Source organism: Mesobacillus maritimus (assembly GCF_023715205.1).
GTDB lineage: Bacteria > Bacillota > Bacilli > Bacillales > Cytobacillaceae > Mesobacillus_B > Mesobacillus_B maritimus_C.
In genome coordinates this window covers 228273-249187 of sequence record NZ_JAMBNR010000006.1, presented here as the reverse complement: position 1 = coordinate 249187, position 20915 = coordinate 228273, and the positions used below count along the sequence as shown (strand labels likewise).

Sequence of the window (20915 nt, the reverse complement as noted above, 5' to 3'; positions counted from 1 at the left end):
CAAAGTCAAACTCAGGCTATCATATAAACATGTACTATTATTTTACCCAATTCGACATTCGATTCACACCATATATTTTTCCAATCGTTTCCTGAAAGCGTATGTAATTTCAATCATTTCTTTCCAACGATTAAAAATCACCATCAACAGAATAGCATGGTTAAAAGCAGTAAACAACCAAAAAAGCTTGTTTTATCAAGTTTTTTCATTAAAGCGTTTTCAATTGAGAACATTCAATATCTTTCAAAAATAGCCATAAACTGATTTTTGAAAGATATTTTCCACCCAATGTGGACTTTGCACGAACCGACAATTAATGACAAACTTATTAGTAGTTTCTCTAACTTCTTGGAGTTTGCAGGTATTGATAAATTACATCACCACCACGCTGTGCAATCCCTCGAAAATTTTTGAAGTCCTTACGATTTACAAGAACCTGTCTAAATGCTAAGAAGTCCGCTTTCAATACACGGTATTCAGTTAATTCGCCACTCTTTAAACGGTCTAAAATATCATTGATATCTTCAACTGACATACGATCACTCCTGACATCATTTCCTTCAACATCATACTACATGATTTCTAATTGTCTATATAAATGCCACATTTATAAAAACGTTTTCAAAAATATATTGAATAACTGGCAATTTTTAGGTATGGTAATTATAATTATGAAACCGCATCATTATCTGAGATAAAAATCGTTATAGCTTTATGCTTGTTTTGTCTATTTCACTGTTGCGGAACCAAGAGATAGGAGTGAAGTTCTTTGAAAAAAGCACAGGTGGGAAATGTGATTGAATTCAGGGAAGGTTTACGAGGGATTGTTGAGAAAGTAAATGAGAACTCCGTAATTGTAGATTTAACCTATATGGATAATTACCGAGATCTTGAACTAGATCAAAGAACTGTCATCAATCATAAAAATTATACCATTATTAAAGAAACAGCTCTTCAATGATATGAATTCTTAAAAAAGTAGCAAACGCTACTTTTTTTGTGTGCAGATATAACTCTTTTTCTGAAAAGTCCAAAACTACTCCTTTTTAAACATAAAAACATATTATCTGTTACAATAATGTATGTTTGCATGAAAGGAGTCTCTGTTTATGATAAGAGTTATTTCTGACAAGCGTCTAGTTTTAGGCTTTTTCCTAGCCCATCTAGTCATCTTCTTAACCTTCGAACAGCAAAAAGTCTTTTGGTATTTCTTCACCGCTGCTATGCTTTTATTAATTAGTTATTCAATTCTTGATGAATCAGGAGAAAGAAACTCTTCTAAATCTCACCTCTTATTCGGTATCATAACCGGGGTTATACTATATGCAGTCTTCTGGCTTGGGGATACTCTGATTGGAGTTTTAAACTTGCCGTTAGAGATCCAAATCACAAGATTATATAAACTATTCTCTCCGGAAACAGTATGGCATTATATTGTTCTCTTGCTGGTTATAGGTCCTGGAGAGGAGATATTCTGGAGAGGATTTATCCAAAGAAAACTACATCGCTATACAAGTGCTCGAACAAGCATTATCATTTCAACGCTTCTCTACGCATCTGTTCAAATTTATTCTGGTGAGTGGGTGCTCTTCATTGCTGCGCTAACCGGAGGTCTTGTATGGGGAGCCTTATACGCTTGGAAAAAAAGCATTCGACTAGTCGTGATTTCTCATATTGTTTTTGATTTACTTATGTTTGGCTTATTGCCCTTAAGATAAAAACTCATAAAAAACTCCGAGCAAAGAGGAACACTTTATCCTCCCTCTTCTCGGAGTTTTGTTATTTTTTATTTACTTTTCCCTTCGCCTTAAAAGGTTTCATCCATAAAAGAATAATAAAAATCAGACTTATATTACCGAATAGCGGATATAAATAAGACAATAGCGTACTATAGTCAAATTGACTCACTAAATAACAGATAAAGAAGATCCCAATCACAATGCTAACACTTGGAACGGAGATGTATTTTTTCACCTGCCGTTCTAAACCAAAAATATTGCCAATAACGGATGTGAAAATTTCTCCATATATTATTAAGATAAAGACCCAATATAGCCCCGGAGCGAGATTTTTCATAATTGTAGCCATTGGAATTTCATAAGTCTCAAGCCCTGGAAGCATGATTAAGGTAAAGTGACTCATTATTAAAATCAGTGTTAGCGCAATCCCTCCGAGGATTCCTCCCCACTTTACCGTTTGATCATCCTTTATTTCTGCCGCAACAGGTACAAGGACAGCCTGGGCAAGGGATAGATTAAAGGCTGTATATGTAAACGGAGCGACCACAGATTTCCACCCATCATCCGATGCTGGGACAAACAGCGCTTGTTCTGCAAATCCAGGTTGTTTAATTGATAAGTACATTAAAATAAGGCTAAAACCGATCATTGCAGGCACAACGAAGGAGTTAACAGCAAACAATCCTTTGATTCCTAAAATCATGACCAAAATGGAAAATGCGATTGTAATCAATATCCCAATGTTTTTAGACATTCCCAATTGCTCTTGAAAGACCGCCCCTGCTCCAGAAAGCATTACCGCACACACTCCTAGGAGCATAAATAACATAATAAAATTTATAATTCCTCCAAATAATTTTCCAAATAAATATTCATTAAATTGTTCATATGAACTTGCTCCAATATGAGCCGCAATTCTCATTAATTTTGATCCCATAAAAATGAGTAAATATCCACTCATCAAGATTCCGATTAACCCAATAAAGCCGAAACGTGAAAAGAATTCCACAATCTCTCGACCTGTAGCAAAACCGGCTCCAACGACCGTTCCAACATATACGGCTGCAATTTGAAACGCGGCTCCCCAGTTTGTCCTCACACAACTCCCTCCTTGTTTTCAATATATGAGCGTAGAGACAAACCATGACAAGCTTTTTTATCCCCCGTTCTTTTTAGAAGGCTATTTTCGTAAAATTGTTGTTAAAATCCAAAAGCCGATTTTAACGTACGATAAGCCATTTTGTGAGTTCATACTATGATTACTAGCTCTTTTTCTCCTGATTTAAAGCTACTGTCCAGTGAAAACACAGCTAATTTTTTTCTCTTTATATCTAAAAACAAAGTTTTTAGATAAGAGCCTTTTGGCAAAATTTTTCATAAGCAAACCTCTTGAAAGTCAAAAAAGGTCAGACTATAATGTAGTCAAAGGTCAAAGTTAGTCAAAGTCAGGACTTAGTATTTTTAAACATTATTTAAGGAGGAATTTAAATGCTTTGTCAACATTGTCATAATAATTCAGCAAACATTCAATTAAAGGTAAATATCAATGGCAGTCAAAAGCATTTAATGCTCTGCCAAGATTGCTACCAAAAGGAACGAGAAAAGCTTGGCGCTTCCTTTCCTTCAAGTGGATTTTCTGGTTTTTCAAACTTCGCAAACAAAGATTTAACCGATATCTTTAAAGCTTTTTCTGGTCCTTCTCCAAACCCAATTCCTGGCCAGCCACACAGTGAACCAAAAGCTGCTAGTGGTGGAAATGGATTAATTGATCAAATTGGGCGAAATCTTACTCATGCAGCTAAAGCAGGGCTAATCGATCCTGTAATTGGTCGAGATGAAGAAGTTGAACGGGTTATTGAAATTTTAAATCGACGAAATAAAAACAATCCCGTGTTAATTGGAGAACCTGGTGTAGGAAAAACAGCCATTGCCGAGGGCTTTGCGTTAAAAATTGCCGAGGGGGAGGTACCAAACAAACTTAAAAACAAAGAAGTTTATTTACTAGATGTTGCTTCTCTTGTGGCTAATACTGGGATTCGTGGACAATTTGAAGAAAGAATTAAACAGTTGATTCAAGAACTGCAACAACGCAAAAATATTATTTTATTTATTGATGAAATTCATTTACTAGTTGGTGCAGGTTCAGCTGAAGGTTCAATGGATGCAGGTAATATTTTAAAACCTGTACTAGCACGTGGCGAACTTCAAGTCATCGGGGCTACAACCTTAAAAGAATACCGCCAAATTGAAAAGGACCCTGCATTAGAGCGTCGTTTCCAGCCTGTCCATGTTCATGAACCATCTTTAGAAAAAACAATTGAAATCTTAAAAGGAATCCAATCGAAATACGAACAATATCATGAAGTAACGTATGCAGAAGAAGCCTTAAAAGCGTGTGTACAGCTGTCACACCGTTATATACAAGATCGCTTCTTACCAGATAAAGCGATTGATTTAATGGATGAAGCCGGTTCTAAATTGAATCTAAAATCCGGTTATGCTGGAAAAGATCAAATTGAAGAAAGACTTTCTGCTATTGTAAAGGAAAAAGAGGCGGCACTAGCGCAGGAAGATTATGAAAAGGCAGCAAAACTTCGTGACGAGGAAGCAACCCTCGAAAAAGAATTAAACGCTGAACATAAAGAAGTTCGCCCGGAAGTCACAATTGAACAAATTCAAGAGCTGATTGAAAAGAAAACAGGCATCCCAGTTGGTAAACTGCATTCCGACGAGCAAGGAAAAATGAAACATTTAGAGAACAACCTTGCAGCAAAAGTGATTGGTCAAAATGAAGCCGTAAAGAAAGTAGCAAAAGCCATTCGACGTAGTCGTGCAGGTTTGAAATCAAAAAATCGGCCGATTGGTTCGTTCTTATTTGTCGGTCCAACTGGTGTAGGAAAAACCGAGTTAACCAAAACATTAGCTGAAGAACTTTTCGGAACAAAAGATGCGATGATTCGCCTTGATATGAGTGAGTACATGGAGAAGCATAGCGTGTCTAAAATCATTGGTTCTCCTCCAGGATATGTTGGTCACGATGAAGCTGGACAATTAACTGAAAAAGTCCGCCGTAACCCTTATAGCATTCTTTTACTAGACGAAATTGAAAAAGCACATCCAGATGTTCAACATATGTTCTTGCAAATCCTAGAGGATGGACGATTAACTGATAGTCAAGGTCGTACAGTCAGCTTCAAAGATACAGTCATCATAATGACAAGTAACGCGGGTGTCGGACATAGAACTATTAAGGTTGGATTTGACCAGAGCGATGTTGCAAATGAAACTAGTATCTTGGACTCACTCGGAGCTTTCTTTAAGCCAGAATTTCTTAACCGTTTTGATAGTATTATTGAATTTAAATCACTAGAAAAAGAACATCTTCTTAAAATTGTCGATTTAATGTTAGCTGAGTTATCAGAATTATTATCAGAACAAGCCATCCAGCTTGAAGTAACCGCTGAGGTAAAAGAAAAACTCACAGAACTCGGTTACCATCCGGCATTTGGTGCTCGCCCACTTCGCCGTGTTATTCAGGAACAATTGGAGGATAAACTTGCAGACTATATTCTAGAAGAACCTGAAACAACTCAGTTGATTGCACATCTAAAAGATGATGAAATTATCATTCGCAAGAAATAACAAACAAAGCCCGGTCTCCTATATGAGACCGGGCTTGCTTTTTGACTATAACTTTTTATCGTCTACGGAATTTAGCCACTCTTCAATTTCACTTACAACAGAACGAACGCACCCGTCATCGAATGGAGAGATTAAATTCGCCTCTTTTACAAGTTCAGTAAATGGCATGCTGCCACCAAGCTTACATAATTTCAGATAATCTTCCCAGGCCTCTTCGTGGTTCTCCCGGGATCGTTTCCAAAATTGGAATGCACAAATTTGCGCTAAAGTATAATCGATATAATAAAATGGTGAATTATAAATATGTCCCTGCTTCTGCCAGAATCCACCATTTTCTAAATACGCATATCCGTCATAATCTTTATGTGGCATGTATTTTTTCTCAATTGCTCGCCATTGTTGCTTGCGTTCTTCTGGTGTAGCATTTGGATTTTCATATACCCAATGTTGGAACTCATCGACGGAAACACCGTAAGGCAAGAAGAGAAGTGCGTCGCTTAGGTGAGCAAATTTATATTTATCTGTTTCTTCCTTAAAGAATAAGTTCATCCACGGCCAAGTGAAGAATTCCATACTCATAGAATGAATTTCACATGCCTCATAAGTTGGCCAATAGTATTCTGGGATCTCAAAATGGCGACTAGAGTAAACCTGAAACGCGTGCCCAGCCTCATGGGTAAGCACGTCAATATCCCCTGAAGTCCCATTAAAATTTGAAAAAATAAACGGAACTTTATAATCCTCAATAAAAGTACAGTAACCCCCACCCGCTTTTCCTTTTTTAGCAACGAGGTCCATTAGATGATTCTCTACCATGAAGGAAAAGAATTTCCCTGTTTCAGGAGATAGATCATCGTACATTTTTTGACCATTATTTACAATCCATTCTGGATCGCCTTTTGGTGCCGGGTTTCCTGTTTGAAAGTTAAACGGCTCATCATAGTACGTTAACCGGTCAACCCCAATTCGATCTTGTTGGCGCTTCTTTAACTTTGTCGCAATTGGAACAATGTATTCCTCTACCTGTTTTCTAAAATTAGCTACCATTTCTGCATTGTAGTCCGTGCGGTACATTCGATTATATGCTAGTTCTACAAAGTTTGGATAACCTAACTTTGTCGCAATTTCCGTTCGTACTTTCACTAGTTCATCGTAAATAGAATCAAATTCCTTTTCATGGTCAGCAAAAAAACCAAACCTCGCTTCACTTGCTTTCTTGCGCATTTTTCGGTCTTTCGATTGTGCAAAAGGTTCTAATTGAGCAAGGGTCCGTTCTTCTCCCTCAAATTCGATTTTTGCTGATGCAACAAGCTTTGTATACTCCGTTGATAGTTTATTCTCTTTTTGCAGCAGTGGAACAATTTCAGGATGAAATGTTTTTAATTGAGCCTCTGCAAGGGCAAATAATTGTTTCCCCCATCTATCTTCCAACTCTTTCCGGAAAGGAGACTGTACGAGCGCTTCATAATATTTAGTCACTAATCCTTCTACTTGTGGAGCCAGTTCATCTAGAAAATCTTGCTCCTCTTTATAAAATTCATCATTGGTGTCGACGGAGTGACGAATATAACATAGATTAAACATCGTATCCATTTCATTCCGTAAAGTATTAATAATTTTCATCGCTTCATCTTGTTTAGCGGCTGAGCTTGATTTATTAAATTGATTTAAAGCTTCCTCAAAGCGCTGCTCAAACAATGGAAAATTTGGCCGCTCATATGTATACTCTTCAAACTTCATTGTACTTCCTCCCTAAATTGTATAAATATCCATTCCTGAAAAATAGGTTATTCAGGGTAGCCGAACTAATACTTTCCCAAAGATAATCCTAGTTTTTTCAATAGATCGATGGCAGTTTGTTTTTCTTCAGTATTTAGCACAGACATAAGATCGTTAATTCGCTGACTATGTTCTGGGAAAATCTCTTCAATAAATGCTCTGCCCTCTTCAGTAATTTGAGCATAGGTTACTCTTCGGTCTTTTGGACAGCCATTCCTTCTCAAATAACCTTTTTGTTCTAGTTTATCGACCACATAAGTTATACTCCCACTTGCCAGTAGAATCTTCCCACCAATTTGTTGCAATGGCTGATCTCCTTTGTGGTAAAGCAATTCCAGAACAGCAAATTCCGTGGGGTTCAGCCCCTTTTGCTGAATAACTTTATTTACTTCCTCATTTATAGCCCTAAACGCTCTAGACAGGACGATAAACAATTTTAAAGACTGATTGATTTGTTCTTCTTTCATCTGCATTTCATTCCTTTGTTTCAATTGATAGTTAAATTATAAACGAAAATCCAGCATTTAACATCATTTGTCCTATTTGTTTCTTTTCAGAGAATTTACTTTGCCCTCCTTGAAACCCTATAAAGTCTGAAAATCCCTCTCCAAACATACTGAAATTTTGGTAAGATAACATTGAATCTAATAAAAAGAAGGCGATTGGTTTGGGTCAAAGTGCTGCAGTTATTCAGCCTATTCAACAAAAGCAAAAAACAACAACTTATAAAATTTTGTTTATTATTGGTTTATGTCACTTGTTAAATGACTCTTTACAAGCAGTCATTCCGGCAATGTTTCCAGTGCTCGAAAAATCTATGGGACTTTCATTTACTCAGCTTGGATTCATTGCTTTTTCGTTAAATATTGTCTCCTCCATTCTTCAACCTGTTATCGGGATAATGGCGGATAAAAAGCCGATGCCATTCGCATTACCGATTGGTCTAAGTTTCACCTTCATTGGCATTTTGGGACTATCTTTCGCTCCAAGCTATGAGTGGATCATCGGTTCTGTCCTACTAATGGGGTTCGGTTCTGCTGTTTTTCATCCTGAGGGATCCCGCGTTGCCTATATGGCTGCTGGACCACGCCGCGGATTAGCACAATCGATATATCAGGTTGGCGGAAATACAGGTCAAGCGCTAGCTCCTCTCATCACTGCACTCGTCCTCGTCCCTTTAGGCCAAAAAGGAGCTGCTTGGTTTGGTTTAGTTGCAGCGGTTGCCGTTGGTTTTCTTTATTATATTGCCTTATGGTATTCAAATAATCTAAACGAGCAGCAACGGTCAGGAAAGAAACTCCAAAGAGTAAAGCCTGTTAACCACACTGCTTCCAAATCTATTAAACGGGCTCTAGTTTTAATACTATTTTTAATTTTCGCGAGATCCTGGTATATATCCGGCATTACCAATTATTATTCATTCTTCGCCATTGACAAATATGGGCTCTCCATCAAGGAAGCACAAATCTTTCTATTCGCTTTCCTTGTCGCTGGCGCAATTGGAACTTTTTTCGGCGGACCACTTGCAGATCGTTTCGGCAAAAAAAATATCATCTTTTCATCCATGCTTGGAACCGCACCGCTATCAATCTTACTTCCATTTGTCCCTACCGGTCTAGCATTTGTGATGATTACGATCATCGGTTTTATTTTAATGTTAAGTTTTTCAGTAACGGTTGTTTATGCGCAGGAACTAGTTCCTGGGAAGATTGGGACAATGGCTGGATTAACTGTCGGTCTGGCATTCGGTATGGGGGCTGTTGGATCAGTAGGAATAGGTTCTTTGGCTGATTTAATAGGAATGCCGCAGACTATCATGATCATTGGTTTACTTCCATTACTAGGGATGTTTACTCTATTTCTCCCATCTGACAAAAGACTACAATCCTTCTACAAATAAAATGGATGGACAAGGGGGTTAGCTACCTTTACTAATATCTTAAATAAGGTATTTGGCAAAATTAAATTGCACATTCAGTTGTATTTTTTACAGAAGCAACAAAGTTTATGAAAAGAGCCTAAATAAAAAAGCGAAAAAGAGACTCAGCTCTTTTTCGCTTTTTGCTTTAATTGATCTTACTGAGTCTTGTCTTTAAGTCTTGTTTTTCTTTAGTAGATAACATTCTTTCTGCCATAGGAAAAAGCACTTTCTCTTCCTTTGAGAAATGATCAACTAATGTGTATTGTGCTTCTTTCACAAGTGCGGTATCTTGCTTCATTTTTTTTGTATCATATGTTTCCAGATCGTTCTTTGTATTTTCTAAGAAGACTCCAATCAGGGATTTCGCTCGGTCATGCTCATATTCCATTACCGCAATTGGGCCAGTTTCTCTACCAATGTAGGTACCCATCATTTCAAATAGAACCCCTTCTTCTCTCTCTGAATGTGGTTCAAGCTCTTCGAAAAACTCTATTACAGCTGGCCGGAGTTTCATAAAGTTAACAACAATCTGGTCTTCGTTTTCTATTTTTACGCAAAGGGTAAGCAAGTCTTCCAATTTATTTAACAATGAAACATGTTCATTTTTCAATTGCTGCAGGCCTTCACTTAATTCCACAGGTTCATTTCCTAACATTGAACTCATACATGCTGGCATAATGCAATTCCCCTTTTTTATTATTTTACTTAAAGGCTGTTTTTCGTTAAAATCCTAAAGCCAACAATGTTGACGCGAAATAAGCTTTTCTCTGTGGTACTACTTAGTTTGTAAGCTCTTTATCCTTCTTATAAACGGCTTTGGAATGGAATCATTGCTAAATCATTCTATATTTTCTTTTAAATAAGCAACAATGTTTGAGAAAAGAGCCTACCTAAAGTATAAATTGTTACATTCCGAAACGTAGTGACTCTTATCACAGGGGATGATAGAAAGAGCTTCCTATCACTTTCATCAAGAATATTTCACATAATGATAAATTTTAGGTTTTAAGTGTTGTAATACTGGGTAAAAACAAAATAACCACCGACAACTGGTCAGTGGTTAAGGATAAACTATTAACTGTTTTCTATTTTTCAGGAATCAAAATGTCCTGCCGCTTGTTTTGGGTTTTGAAAAAACCAAAAAAGGTTTCGAAAATGAATTTTTTCCTTTGATTTTTCAGGAAGGATGTTCTGCATAGATAGTTGGTATTCATAAATTAGCTGATCTAGTTCCTGACTACAAGCAATCGTTTCTAAACTATTAAATCCAGTCTCACGTGCACAGGCAAACATCTCTTCTTTTTTTGTCTGAATTTGCACAAGTAAAGGATTATTTTTTTCGCGCACCTGCCACTCCCCCTAGTCCAATCCCTTTCCCTTCACTCTATTGATAGAATGATCTACTTACTAAAGCAGTATTACAGAAAATTAAATCAATGTAAATAGATTCGCAAAAATAGACATTTTTCTTAAATAATAATTGTCCTTCGACATCTTTCCAACATTAAAAAAACTAGTAATCTGACAAAATGCCCTACAACCCGATCTCTCTCTCAAATTGAAAAATATGGTAAATTATCACACAAATAGTGCTATTAATCTACTTAGCTATATAAAAATAATAAGCACCTTTTTAACAAAGTGCTTACTAAAAAATGCTATTAGTTCTCTTTGTTTCCATTATGTTTAAAGGCTGCTCCCTCAATCTTGAGTAACCAATCTTTTATTTCAACCCTCGAACCAGCATAACCTGTCAAGGTTTGATTTTTCCCGATTACTCGGTGACAAGGAACGATAATAGGAAATTTATTGGCTTTATTCGCTTGTCCGACAGCCCTAACCGCTTTGGGCCTCCCAATCATGTTGGCAACCTCCTGATAACTTTTCGTAGCACCAAATGGAATTTCCAATAAACTATTCCATACACTTATTTGAAACTCAGTACCAGTTTGCGCAATTGGCAGGTTGAATGTTGTTCTTTCTCCAGCGAAATACTGTCTTAGCTGTCTTTTACATTCGACAAGTAGCTCATCATTAGGATCCTCTTTCAATGAAGCAACCTCTTCGATGCGAAGAAAGTCCTCCTCACCTATATGAATGGCCTGGAGTTTCTTATTCTGAGCGACCAAATAAAACTCTCCAACTTCAGATTCAATCTTCGTAAATGTTCTCATTTCACACATCCTCCGCTTCCAATATATAACGGCTATCAATAAATAAGCAAGCTACTTATGATTACCTTGGTATACAACTGGATGTTAGATTTAGATCCTTTTGCGTATTGATAAAGGACAATTGATACTTAGAACCGGTCTAATCTTTCTAGCATGATAGAAAATCAGAATGTGATTGGATTATATGCACGGTTTTTTATTATAGCTGGGTGATAAGACAGGTTGAGTTAATAGTAGGTTCTTATTACTTTCAAACCTTGGTTCATAGACAGTTTTACTTATTTCCAATTGATTTCTGTCTTTCAAAGCCTCGTTATGGGGCAGTTTCACTTATTCACAAATCCTTTCTGTCCCTTAACCTTTGCTTCTAAGACAGTTTATAATTAACAAAACTCTATCTGTCTTATAAAATTTATCCTTGTCCTAATACAAGTCACTTCTATTTAAAATCTAGGAGAAGAAAGCAAAAATCTGCTTGCGGACGCTAGGCTAGGAACTAGGGAAAATTCAACACATGATTGCGCTTGGGGGGGATCCGTCGGAAAATAAAGTGGTGCAACGTATTTCAACTGTAAAAACACAAAGAATCTGTAGACAAGCCCAATCGAGATTGTCTACAGTTTGAAGAAAAGCTTATAGGTGCGGATTTTCATGCTTAGCTTTTAGGCGTTGCCATCTTCTTTCAACTTCAGCCTCAAAACCTTCTAATAAGTCTTTATTTTCCTCTTTTAATAAGTGCTTTGTTTTTCCCATCCACTTTAACCAATCGGTGAGTGGAATTTTTTTCTTTTTTGCTTCTGGGTCATACGTAATGTTCGTTTCTCCTTGTTCTACTTCATATAATGGGAAGAAGTTGGAGTTTACCGCGGCTTCAACAATGGTTTGGCCAAATCTGTCTTCCGATTTCCAGTTAAGCGGACACGTAATTAAGATTTTTCCATATACCATGCCTACATTTTTGGCATACCATTGAGCTTTTGCTGCCTTTTTGACAAGGTCCTGTGGGAATGCTTCTGTACCGGTAAATACATAAGGAATATTTGTAGCAGCCATAATTTGCGCTGTATCTTTATGATGATAAGCTTTTCCTTTTTGCATTTTACCTACATTAGTCGTGCTAGTCATATGCCCAATTGGAGTGGAATAAGACATTTGTGAGCCTGTATTCATATAACCTTCATTATCATATTCAAGAATGATTAATTTATGATTTCGGAGAGCAGTCCCTATAGCAGAACCCATTCCGATGTCCATTCCACCATCACCAGTAATCATCACGAAAGTTGCGTCACTTGCTACTTCAATTTCACCGCGACGCTTAAGTTCTAAAAATGCTTCAAGAGTACCAGATAAAGTCGCCGCGCCATTTTGGAACAAATTATGAATCATCGTCTGTTTATGAGATGTATATGGGTATGCTGTTGTCGTAACATACGCACAACCTGTTTGGTATAGGACAACAACATCCCCTTCTATTCCCTTAAAGAACGTTTCCAAACCACCAAATATCCCACAACCTGGACATGCACCATGTCCGGAACCTAGTCTTTTCGGTTTTGAAGTTAGAGCACGTAACGGTGGAATCTTCACTTTAAGCTTGCCTGTATCTTCATTCATTTGCACATGTATTAACCCCGAACGATAAACATCTCCATGTTGTGGCTCAATCACTGGCTTAAGCAGTTTCTCTGGATTTCCTGGTACATGACCATAATAGTCGAATGGCTTTTCTGCATAGCCTTTTTCCATTGCATCAATCGCCATTTGGAAAAACGCCTCGGCATCATCTGCATAGAAATCTTTCCCGCCGAGACCAAATACTCTGCTTAATACAACCGTTTGGTTCCAGCTATCCTCCTTAAGAGCTGCTTTCACTTCGTTCGTTAAATTAGGTCCATGACCACCGTAGGAATCTGCTCGTTCACCAACTAGTAGCGCTTTCACATTTTTTAGTGCCTCACGGATTTCTGCTGCTGGAAAAGGACGAATAATATTTGGGCTAATAACTCCCGCCTTAATGCCTTGCAAACGTAGCTTATCAACTACATCCTTTGCTGACTCAGCTGCAGAGTTTAATAAAAATAACGCTACCTCAGCACCATCCATACGATATTGATCTAAAATTTGATAATTTCGTCCCGATAACTTAGCGTATTCTGCAGCAACTTGTTTATAAACATCAGCCGCTTTATACATCGCTTCAGATTGTTGAAAATGGTTATTAATTAAATCATCGCCATTCATGTGAGCCCCAATGGTGACTGGGTTCTTTGGATCTCGTGCAAAATGATAATCAATCGGGCATTCTCCAACAAATTGTTGAACAACTTCCCTATTTTTAAAATATTGTACCTTCCGCTTTTGGTGTGAGGTAAAAAAGCCATCATAAGCTACCATTACTGGTAAACGGACATCTGAATGCTCGGCTATTTTCAAAGCCATAATGTTCATATCATAAACAGCCTGTGGAGTTCTGGCTGTTAAAATCACCCATCCTGTATTGAGCGCAAAATATAAGTCGGAATGATCTCCTCGAATATCTAGTGGACCAGAAATCGCTCTAGTCACAAGATTCATTACCATTGGAAAACGAGTTCCCGACTGAACCGGTAGTTGTTCGAGCATATACATTAGTCCATTGGCACTTGTGGCATTGAACACACGTGCCCCCGTCGCCGCAGCACCATAACAAATTCCAGCCGAACCGTGTTCCCCATCAGCAGGAATTAATTTGATATCATGTTCCCCACGTGATTTCATTTGATCTAAAAACTGGGCTACCTCTGTGGAAGGAGTGATTGGAAAATACCCCATTAAATGATAATTTATCTGAGCTGCTGCCATTGCGGCCATTTCATTTCCTGATTCAAATGTGGTAACTTGTTCAGCCGCAGCCGTTGCTTGTAACGTCCCTTCAAGAATCGCCATTATGAAATCCCTCCTATCACATATGGAAATGACTGCTTCACTTGATGTGATTCAGCATATCCTAATGTTTCACGCAGGTCACTTAAAGCTGTAGTTGGACATGCCTCTACACACTTTAAACAACCTTTACAATATTGATAATCAATTCCTTGTAAAAACATTTGCTTCCTGCCACGCTTGTCCTCTCCTTCTTTCCATACAAAACAAAAATCAGGACATGCTGTATCACAAGCAGCACAATGAATACATTCTTCTTGCACAAATTTCGGTAAAAATCCCTGCCTTGAGCCACTAAGATCCTTCTGAATACTGTTTGCCTGCGAAGTTAACACTCCACCTAGTTCTTGGGTTAAGTACCCTAATTGAGATAGTGGACGCGTAAATCCGACACCTGTCGCCTCATGATTCTTCTCATATGTTTTAAAATTTACCGTCTGATATCCTTTATCAAATGTACGTAAATTGGGCTCAACTAAATGAGGATATTTCTTTTCAAATGTTTTGCGGATGACTTGTTTCATTGCCTCAGGATCTAGAAAATCACAAACCCTAAATAAAGCACCCAGCATTGCTGTATTCACTTTCGTCTTTTCCTCTACAGCAATTCCAAGCGCGTCTACGGTTGCAATTGTGCCACTTTCCATTTTTAAATCTATTTTTATCTCATCAAAATCTCTGGTTGAATTTACAAGAATAATTCCGTCTGGACCAAGTCCACTAGCGACATCTACCATTTTATATAGCGCTTCATGAAACACACCGACAACATGAGGTTCTTCAATTGGGCTATGTACTCGAATTTCAGTATCCGGTTCACAGAATCGAATGAAACTCTTTACAGGAGATCCTTTCTTTTCCGAACCATAGGAAGCAAAGTTTGATCCATTCAATCCAAGCCCAAAAACACCTGCCTCTGCAAGCATTTTCCCTGCTAGATTCGCTCCTAACCCACCAATTGACTCTAATCTAATTTCATAAAAACCCAATTCATTTTTTCTCGGTAAAATAGACATACTCTCCTCCTTGCTAACACTAATGTTAAGGATTACAATACACTTCCTATATTTTATGCCTATCAAGAAACTCACGCTGTGATGTATATCATAGTTCTTATTTTTTACTAATACACTTTTAAATTAATAGCCTAAACTCGCCTTTTATCTGTATCAATAATATATATAACAGTTTTCATTTTTTATATAACACCACCACATAAAAACCCATTAAATCCATATTTCATTTGAGGATAAAAAAGATTACAATTATATAGGTTTGCTTACGTTTGATTTACAGTATCTTTATACTACTATGAGACTAGTTTGATTTTAGTTACAATGGGGAAAATGGACATCAGGGGGCATTTTTTGGAGGTTTTTACATGAAACAACGAGATTACTTTTTTGATAACGCCAAGTTCATTTTAATTTTCTTTGTTGTGTTCGGCCATTTAATACAGTCATTTATTCATGAAAATGAAATTGTGTATACACTCTATAAAGTGATTTACACATTTCATATGCCAGCATTTATCCTAGTTTCTGGTTTTTTTGCGAGAGGTTTTTATCAAAAAGGATATATAAAGAAAATTGCTAAGAAATTAATCTTGCCGTACCTGATTTTCCAGCTTATTTACTCTATTTTTTATTATTTCTTATATAATGAATCGAGCATTGCGATTGACCCATTAAATCCACATTGGTCTCTATGGTTTTTAATCAGTTTATTTTTCTGGCATATAATGTTGTTTGGGTTCTCACGACTAAAACCAGCAGTAGGTCTTTCCCTAGCTCTGGCTATTGGTTTAGGTGTTGGTTATTTTGATTGGATTTCCAATTATTTAAGCCTTTCGAGAACTTTTGTCTTCTTTCCAATGTTCCTTCTTGGTTTTTATTTAACTAAAGAAAATGTACAGATGCTCACTAGACCGTCATTTAGAATCATCGCTGTTATACCGTTTGTTGCTTCGTTTATCTTTTACTCTTCTTTCCCTGATATAAGTTATCAGTGGTTATTCGGGTCAAAGTCTTATAGTGCGTTAGAAACAACGGAAACAATCGGCATGATGATTCGCCTAGGCTTATATATTCTAAGTACCATTATGGTTTTTAGTTTTCTTGCCATTGTACCGAAAAGCAAGTTTTTCTTTACGAGTCTCGGGAGAAACACTTTGTACGTGTACCTCCTCCACGGGTTTTTTATACGGATTTTTAGAGAAAGCGAAGTGCCACATTACCTGAGTTATACAGAGAATATCGTACTCTTAGCTGCCCTATCGTTCCTATTAACCTTACTTCTTTCTAGTAAGTTGGCTACTGCAGTTGCACAACCATTTATTGAACTAAAAGTAACGCTTTTGACCAAATATAAAAAACGCTCAAGTTCCTTTTCCCGACCGACCAAAAAAAGGCGACTGGAGAATTGATGACGAAAGGACCTATCCACCAAGGATGGGTCCTTTGTTCTTAGGCTAGAATGAGGTATAATGGGATATTGTTTTTGTATTTGTATTTAATATTGGAGGAAATAAGATATGAACATAATCTGTGCTACATTAAACGCAAAATATATTCATACGAATATTGCAATTCGTTATTTAAAAGCCTATGCGGCTCCGGAATTCGATGTTCAGTTAGCAGAATATACAATTAAAGATCCAATTATCAATATTGTCACCGACCTAATTCAAAAAAAACCTCAGGTAATCGGCTTTAGTTGTTATATTTGGAATATCGAGGAAACGATAAAAGTTATTCAAATGATTAAAAAGATTGACCCATCCATTACCATTGTCGTTGGTGGACCAGAGGTAACCTACGATTATATCGAGTGGATGGAGAGAGTACCCGAATTTGACTATATTGTAATTGGCGAGGGCGAACAAACTTTCAAACAACTTCTTACGTCTATAAAAGACCAAAAAACAGCAACCGATGTTCCGGGAATTGCCTATCGACTTGATAGTAAAATAAAATTAAATCCACAAGCTAATAAGCTGGATTTAAAAAACCTCCCTTCTCCGCACCGATTTGAGGAGGATCTGCCTCATTTATCCAAGCGTGTTATCTATATTGAAACAAGCCGCGGCTGTCCATTTAGTTGTCAATTTTGCCTTTCTTCTATTGAAGTTGGGGTAAGATATTTTGATCGCGATAAGGTAAAGGATGACATTCGTTATTTAATGAAGAATGGTGCGAAAACAATAAAATTTGTTGATCGAACCTTTAATATCAGCCGCAGTTATGCAATGGAGATGTTTCAATTTTTGATTGATGAACACTTACCAGGCACTGTATTTCAGTTTGAAATAACAGCTGATATTATGCGTCCGGAGGTCATTGATTTTCTTAACAAGAATGCACCTGCTGGTTTATTCCGATTTGAAATTGGGGTTCAATCCACAAACGATTATACAAATGAGCTTGTCATGCGGAAACAAAACTTCGATAAACTTAAGCGAACGGTAACAATGGTTAAAGAAGGCGGAAAAATTGACCAGCACTTAGATTTAATTGCCGGACTTCCGGAAGAAAATTACGATTCTTTTAAAAAGACCTTCAATGACGTATTCGCGATGCGTCCAGAGGAACTGCAACTTGGGTTCTTAAAGATGCTTAGGGGAACTGGCTTAAGACTAAGAGCTAAAGACCATGATTATATTTACATGGATCACTCTCCATATGAAATACTGGGTAATAATGTCTTACCTTTTAGCGATATCATTCGCATCAAACAAGTTGAAGATGTGCTTGAAAAGTATTGGAATGATCATCGGATGAATACGACCATTGAATACCTAGTAACCAAGATCTTTCCAACGCCATTTGATTTCTTTCAAGATTTCGGAGCTTATTGGGAACAACAAGGATGGTCACGAATTGGACATCAACTAGAAGATTTATTCCGTCGTCTCTACCAATTCTTAAAGGTTCGGATGACCGAAAATCTTAGTGTTATTGAAGGCTTAATGAAATATGACTATCTTGAAGGAAAGAAACAAAAGCCGAGAAAACCGTGGTGGAATCTCGAAATGGACAAAGAACAGAGAAGTCGCATATATAGAGAATTAATTTCTAGTGAAGTTTTACCGGTTACCCTTAGAAATTTATCTGAAAAGGATTTACTTAAGCACACTGTTCTGGAAGAAGTGTCCTTCAATCTAGCGAAATACCTATCTACAGGTGAGATTGAACACACCTCATCCGTTGTCTTAGTTTATTTCCACCCTTCCCTTGGAAATACAACGGTATACTCCTATACTTTGTCTCAACTAAAGCCGGCATAATGCCGGCTTATTTTTATTTTTTATCTTTTGTTTTCTTTTTAGGAAAAGGTCTTTCAAACATTTTTGAAGCATTCAAGTCACCGAATTCAACACCAAATTCAACATTCGCTGTTTCCTTACGCACGACTTGCTTCTTCCTGCTCATTAAGCTCTCCCCTCTCTACCCTGCTTTGAATTGCGGTTTGCAAATTTACCAGCATCTTCTCCATGGGAAAACTCAGCAGAGAATTCTGATTCATGCATGTTGCGATGTGGTGTTTTTGAATATTTTTCAACTGCATTTCTTTCGGCTTTACGCTTTGCCATCTTAAGCCACCTCCCCAAATTTAAAACATTATTATGTTCTTCGGTTTTTAGGTTGACTATGTATGTAGTTTGCTTCCTATTTTTACTGTTCATTCATTTTCATAAAACAACACAGTCAACAAAAACTAACCCAAAAGGATGTGAATTTGATGAAGAAAAATCAAAATAATTCAAAAAGGCTTGATATCGATAATACACTCCCTCACCAGATTAGTGCCCCGAGTTTTAAAGGCACTGGCATGAACATTCAACCGACATTTAGAAATAAGCATGGTGTAGTAATCGGAGATAGTCATTATTCTTCTCAAAACTCTCCGCTGGAAAACTGGAGTGAAGATACTGACCCAGCAATTATGTCAGGCGATGAATGGGTACACCCTACAAATGACATTGGATGGAATACAACAGAGAATCAAGAAATATTAGAAGAAAAACGCGCTCCTCAAGCCTATCCGTTTATGCATCCGACAATCGATGTCAGTAAAGGAAAAGATTAAACGAAGGATTCGTTTAGGTATATTAGGAAGGTCGTAATTATAAACGAACAAACAACAAAAACGCTGTTCTTGTTGAACAGCGTTTGTCATTACCCAATAATAACCTTTTCCTTTGGATAGTGAAATTGTGTTTTGTCTCCTTTGCCACCAATGAAAAATAGGAAAATTACCAATCCAATTCGACCGATAAACATTATAACAATAATCACAAATTTTCCAATCGTGCTTAGTTCGGATGTAATCCCCATGGACAATCCGCAAGTACCAAAAGCTGATGCAACTTCAAATATGATGGCAATTAAATCATGGTCTTCAGTCACTCTCAAAATAACTGTCGCTGTAAAACACATCACAATTGCTAGTGTTGTTACAACCAAGGATTTAATGATATCCTCTTCCATTAGCTCACGTTTAAAAATTTTAATGGTTCGATTTCCGCGAGCATAATGATAAAGAAATAATAAATTTAACGCAAAAGTGGTTGTACGAATCCCTCCACCTACTGAACTAGGTGATGCACCAATAAACATCAAAGACGACATCACTAACAAAGTGGTCTCAGTAAAATCGTTGACATCCATTGTGGTGAGTCCCCCACTTCTAGTTGCCGCAGATTGAAAAAAGGCGTAGAAAAAAGACTGATGCCATGTTTTATCGGCGAAAAAATGATTATACTCTAAGGCCAAAATTATGACTGTTCCAAACAATAACAAAGCGAAGAACGTAACACTTGTTATTTTTGTAAATAAGGAAAATCGAAATAACCGTTTATTGTTTTTTCTTTGAATAAAGAATTCCTTTATTTCAACTAGAACCGGGAAGCCAATTGCCCCTAAGACCATCAAAACAACGGTGACGAGTTGCACAAAATAGTCATTGGCATAAGGGAGCATCGAATTCCCTGTTATATCAAATCCTGCATTCGTTGTTGCACTAACAGAGGCAAATAAACCATGGATAAAGGCTTCTTTCCAAGTAGGAAAATACTGATGAAAGTGAATACCTAAGAGTAGTGCACCGAATAATTCAATGACCATAATAATCAGGAGTATTCCCTTTAACATCTTGACCATCCCTGATAAACCAGTTTGATTCTGATCAGCCATTATCAATCTTCGTTCTTTAAGCCCAATTTTTTTCCCAATGATCAACCAAAAAAAGGTTCCCAGTGCCATAATCCCTACTCCACCAAACTGAAAGATAAACAACAGAATATAACTCCCAGTGACGGTATAGGTCTCACTAATACTTACAGTGGTAAGCCCAGTGACACTTACAGCACTAACTGCAACAAATAAGGCATCCATAAATGTATAATCTACTCCAGGTTTTATTGAGACTGGAAGACTAAGCAATAACACCGATACAAACACCGCAATAAAGTAATAAACAACGATCATCTGAGCTGGTGTTAGTGAATTGGTTTTTTTTCTAAGATTGGTATACATTTTATTTTCCTCTCAATTAAGTCCTGTAATATAAAATACCAAAGGGCAAAGCAGAAGTAAACGAAGGATTTATAAATACCACTTAATTGTAGGTTATCCAACATTTATTTATTTTGTCCAAATTAAGTTTGGACGCATATTTCCCCAAGAAAAGTTAAACATAAGAATGCAGATAAAATCCTGCAAACTCACCAAGGAG

Annotated in this window: 19 protein-coding genes; 7 read left to right on the top strand and 12 right to left on the bottom strand. The window is 37.1% G+C overall.

Annotated elements, in window-relative coordinates; translation table 11 throughout:
- Positions 1–340: 340 nt before the first annotated feature.
- Positions 341–535 (bottom strand): protein YkzS, encoded by a 195-nt coding sequence (ykzS, locus tag M3182_RS10925; protein ID WP_251425515.1) that lies wholly within the window; start codon positions 533–535, stop codon positions 341–343.
- Positions 536–769: 234 nt separating this feature from the next.
- Here ykzS and M3182_RS10920 point away from each other — a divergent pair, with 234 nt between their 5' ends.
- On the top strand, positions 770–961 hold the full coding sequence (locus M3182_RS10920; RefSeq protein ID WP_251425512.1) for a YkvS family protein: 192 nt from the start codon (positions 770–772) through the stop codon (positions 959–961).
- A 148-nt stretch (positions 962–1109) separates the two neighbouring features.
- Positions 1110–1718 carry a CPBP family intramembrane glutamic endopeptidase gene (locus M3182_RS10915; protein WP_251558070.1) on the top strand — a complete coding sequence of 203 codons (609 nt, stop codon included), beginning with the start codon at positions 1110–1112 and terminating at the stop codon, positions 1716–1718.
- A 61-nt stretch (positions 1719–1779) separates the two neighbouring features.
- On the opposite strand, the gene M3182_RS10910 is transcribed toward M3182_RS10915, so the two are convergent.
- A complete protein-coding gene (locus M3182_RS10910) occupies positions 1780–2838 on the bottom strand; it encodes a YkvI family membrane protein (RefSeq protein WP_251425506.1) in 1059 nt (352 codons plus the stop codon).
- Positions 2839–3227: 389 nt separating this feature from the next.
- On the opposite strand from M3182_RS10910, the gene M3182_RS10905 reads away from it, so the two are divergent.
- On the top strand, positions 3228–5381 hold the full coding sequence (locus M3182_RS10905) for an ATP-dependent Clp protease ATP-binding subunit (RefSeq protein WP_251425503.1): 2154 nt from the start codon (positions 3228–3230) through the stop codon (positions 5379–5381).
- A gap of 45 nt (positions 5382–5426) precedes the next feature.
- Here the strand turns inward: M3182_RS10905 and M3182_RS10900 are convergent, their stop codons facing one another.
- Both M3182_RS10900 and M3182_RS10895 read right to left on the bottom strand, forming a co-directional pair.
- Entirely contained in the window at positions 5427–7121 is a 1695-nt protein-coding gene (locus M3182_RS10900) for a M3 family oligoendopeptidase (RefSeq protein WP_251425500.1), read from the bottom strand.
- Between the two features lie 65 nt (positions 7122–7186).
- Entirely contained in the window at positions 7187–7627 is a 441-nt protein-coding gene (locus M3182_RS10895) for a MarR family winged helix-turn-helix transcriptional regulator (protein ID WP_251425497.1), read from the bottom strand.
- A 200-nt stretch (positions 7628–7827) separates the two neighbouring features.
- Here M3182_RS10895 and M3182_RS10890 point away from each other — a divergent pair, with 200 nt between their 5' ends.
- A complete protein-coding gene (locus M3182_RS10890) occupies positions 7828–9060 on the top strand; it encodes an MFS transporter (protein WP_251558068.1) in 1233 nt (410 codons plus the stop codon).
- Between the two features lie 166 nt (positions 9061–9226).
- Here M3182_RS10890 and M3182_RS10885 read toward each other — a convergent pair whose 3' ends face one another.
- From M3182_RS10885 to M3182_RS10865, 5 genes are all read right to left on the bottom strand, one after another.
- The gene (locus M3182_RS10885; RefSeq protein ID WP_251425490.1) at positions 9227–9757 is read right to left on the bottom strand and encodes a hemerythrin domain-containing protein; all 531 of its coding nucleotides are present in this window, start codon (positions 9755–9757) and stop codon (positions 9227–9229) included.
- Between the two features lie 416 nt (positions 9758–10173).
- Complete coding sequence (locus M3182_RS10880) at positions 10174–10428, bottom strand: Spo0E family sporulation regulatory protein-aspartic acid phosphatase (RefSeq protein WP_251425488.1); 255 nt, start codon at positions 10426–10428, stop codon at positions 10174–10176.
- A gap of 314 nt (positions 10429–10742) precedes the next feature.
- Positions 10743–11255 (bottom strand): methylated-DNA--[protein]-cysteine S-methyltransferase, encoded by a 513-nt coding sequence (locus tag M3182_RS10875; protein WP_251558066.1) that lies wholly within the window; start codon positions 11253–11255, stop codon positions 10743–10745.
- Positions 11256–11888: 633 nt separating this feature from the next.
- On the bottom strand, positions 11889–14183 hold the full coding sequence (locus tag M3182_RS10870; protein ID WP_251558064.1) for a thiamine pyrophosphate-dependent enzyme: 2295 nt from the start codon (positions 14181–14183) through the stop codon (positions 11889–11891).
- Positions 14183–15196: a 2-oxoacid:acceptor oxidoreductase family protein gene (locus tag M3182_RS10865; protein WP_251425479.1), complete on the bottom strand. Its 1014-nt coding sequence runs from the start codon at positions 15194–15196 to the stop codon at positions 14183–14185. The genes M3182_RS10870 and M3182_RS10865 overlap by 1 nt, the downstream gene beginning before the upstream one ends.
- A 365-nt stretch (positions 15197–15561) precedes the next feature.
- On the opposite strand from M3182_RS10865, the gene M3182_RS10860 reads away from it, so the two are divergent.
- Together M3182_RS10860 and M3182_RS10855 are read left to right on the top strand one after the other, a co-directional pair.
- Complete coding sequence (locus tag M3182_RS10860; protein ID WP_251558062.1) at positions 15562–16605, top strand: acyltransferase family protein; 1044 nt, start codon at positions 15562–15564, stop codon at positions 16603–16605.
- 108 nt (positions 16606–16713) lie between these two features.
- The gene (locus M3182_RS10855; protein WP_251558060.1) at positions 16714–18465 is read left to right on the top strand and encodes a B12-binding domain-containing radical SAM protein; all 1752 of its coding nucleotides are present in this window, start codon (positions 16714–16716) and stop codon (positions 18463–18465) included.
- 13 nt (positions 18466–18478) lie between these two features.
- Here M3182_RS10855 and M3182_RS26135 read toward each other — a convergent pair whose 3' ends face one another.
- A complete protein-coding gene (locus tag M3182_RS26135; protein WP_285867741.1) occupies positions 18479–18610 on the bottom strand; it encodes a hypothetical protein in 132 nt (43 codons plus the stop codon).
- Positions 18610–18771, bottom strand: coding sequence for a protein YkzP (locus tag M3182_RS10850; RefSeq protein ID WP_251558058.1), 162 nt, complete (start codon positions 18769–18771; stop codon positions 18610–18612). The genes M3182_RS26135 and M3182_RS10850 overlap by 1 nt, the downstream gene beginning before the upstream one ends.
- A gap of 149 nt (positions 18772–18920) precedes the next feature.
- On the opposite strand from M3182_RS10850, the gene M3182_RS10845 reads away from it, so the two are divergent.
- Positions 18921–19268 (top strand): DUF3905 domain-containing protein, encoded by a 348-nt coding sequence (locus M3182_RS10845; RefSeq protein WP_251425467.1) that lies wholly within the window; start codon positions 18921–18923, stop codon positions 19266–19268.
- Positions 19269–19357: 89 nt separating this feature from the next.
- On the opposite strand, the gene M3182_RS10840 is transcribed toward M3182_RS10845, so the two are convergent.
- The gene (locus M3182_RS10840) at positions 19358–20716 is read right to left on the bottom strand and encodes a TrkH family potassium uptake protein (protein WP_251425464.1); all 1359 of its coding nucleotides are present in this window, start codon (positions 20714–20716) and stop codon (positions 19358–19360) included.
- Positions 20717–20915 lie beyond the last annotated feature (199 nt).